This window comes from Clostridiisalibacter paucivorans DSM 22131 (assembly GCF_000620125.1).
GTDB classification, from domain to species: Bacteria; Bacillota; Clostridia; order Tissierellales; family Clostridiisalibacteraceae; genus Clostridiisalibacter; species Clostridiisalibacter paucivorans.
The window spans coordinates 1-1,356 of sequence record NZ_JHVL01000089.1 but is presented as its reverse complement, the minus strand read 5'-3'; the positions used below and the strand labels follow the sequence as shown (position 1 = coordinate 1,356).

Sequence of the window (1,356 nt, the reverse complement as noted above, 5' to 3'; positions counted from 1 at the left end):
CAGATAAAACATACTAAAAAAGAGCTGAAAAATCAATAGATTTTTTAGCTCTTTTTCTTTTATTTAGGAACTATATTTTGAAACAGCCCCTTTTAGTTCCTTTTACTATCTCAATTTAGATTAAATCTCTATGTGCCCTCTTCAAATCAGTGATTATAGGTAAGTTTTGAGGACAACTTGCCTCACATTTTCCACATTCTATGCATTGTGATGCATCTCTATTTTTATCGATTACAGACTCATAAGATTTTTTAGACTTATCTAAAAGATCATACATATATCCATCATTATATAATTCAAAAATATCTGGTATTGCTATCTTTTGTGGACATGGTATGCAGTATTTGCATCCTGTACAATCTACTTTCACATTATCTTTATAAAATTTTTTTATACTATCTATGAACTCTATCTCTTTCTTGTTTAATGTATTGACTAAAGATCTATCTGCTATTTGTAAATTTTCCTTTAATTGCTCCTCTGTGCTCATACCACTTAAAACCACAGTAACTTCTGGTTTATTCCATAGCCATTTTAATGCCCACTCTGCTGGTGTCCTATGTACAGGGGCATTATCAAATATCTTTTTCAGCTCCCCCTTTGGCTCTCTTGCAAGCTTTCCCCCCTTTATAGGCTCCATAATTACCACTGGAAGACCCTTACTAGACGCATATTTAAGACCCTCTATTCCTGCTTGATACCTTTCATCTACATAATTTAATTGTATCTGGCAAAACTCCCAATCATATGCATCGACTATTTCTTTAAATAGGTCAATAGAGTCATGGAAAGAAAATCCTACATGTTTTATTCTGCCATCTGCCTTTGCCTTATCTAAAAATTTCAATAGATTTAATTCGGTTAAATTTTTCCAAAAATTTTTATTTAATGTATGCACTAGATATAGATCTATATGCTTTGATTGTAATCTTTCCAATTGCTCATTTAATAATCTATCGAAATCTTCTTCTGTCTTTATAAGCCAACTAGGTAATTTAGTTGCTAATTTTACCTTTTCCCTATATCCATCCTTTAATGCCCTTCCCACTAATGGTTCACTATTCCCTTGGTGATAAGGATATGCCGTATCTATATAGTTTACTCCATTATCTATAGCATATCTAATCATATCAATAGCTCTTTTTTCATCTATCTTACCATTATCATCATCTATTGTTGGAAACCTCATACATCCAAATCCCAACGCAGATACTTCAAATCCAAGATTACCAAATTTTCTATATTGCACTATGACTCCCCCTTAATTTTTATCCACTCTCAAATATCATTCTATGTGAACTTACCACCGAGACAAGCAACGGTGGCTTCTTTGTAAGAAGTTTGGTATTTAACTTT

At 32.3% G+C, this 1,356-nt stretch carries 1 protein-coding gene; it reads right to left on the bottom strand.

What is annotated here, in order from left to right:
• Window positions 1-115: 115 nt before the first annotated feature.
• A complete protein-coding gene (locus tag Q326_RS0114845) occupies window positions 116-1,249 on the bottom strand; it encodes an aldo/keto reductase (protein ID WP_026896067.1) in 1,134 nt (377 codons plus the stop codon).
• Between the last annotated feature and the right edge of the window lie 107 nt (window positions 1,250-1,356).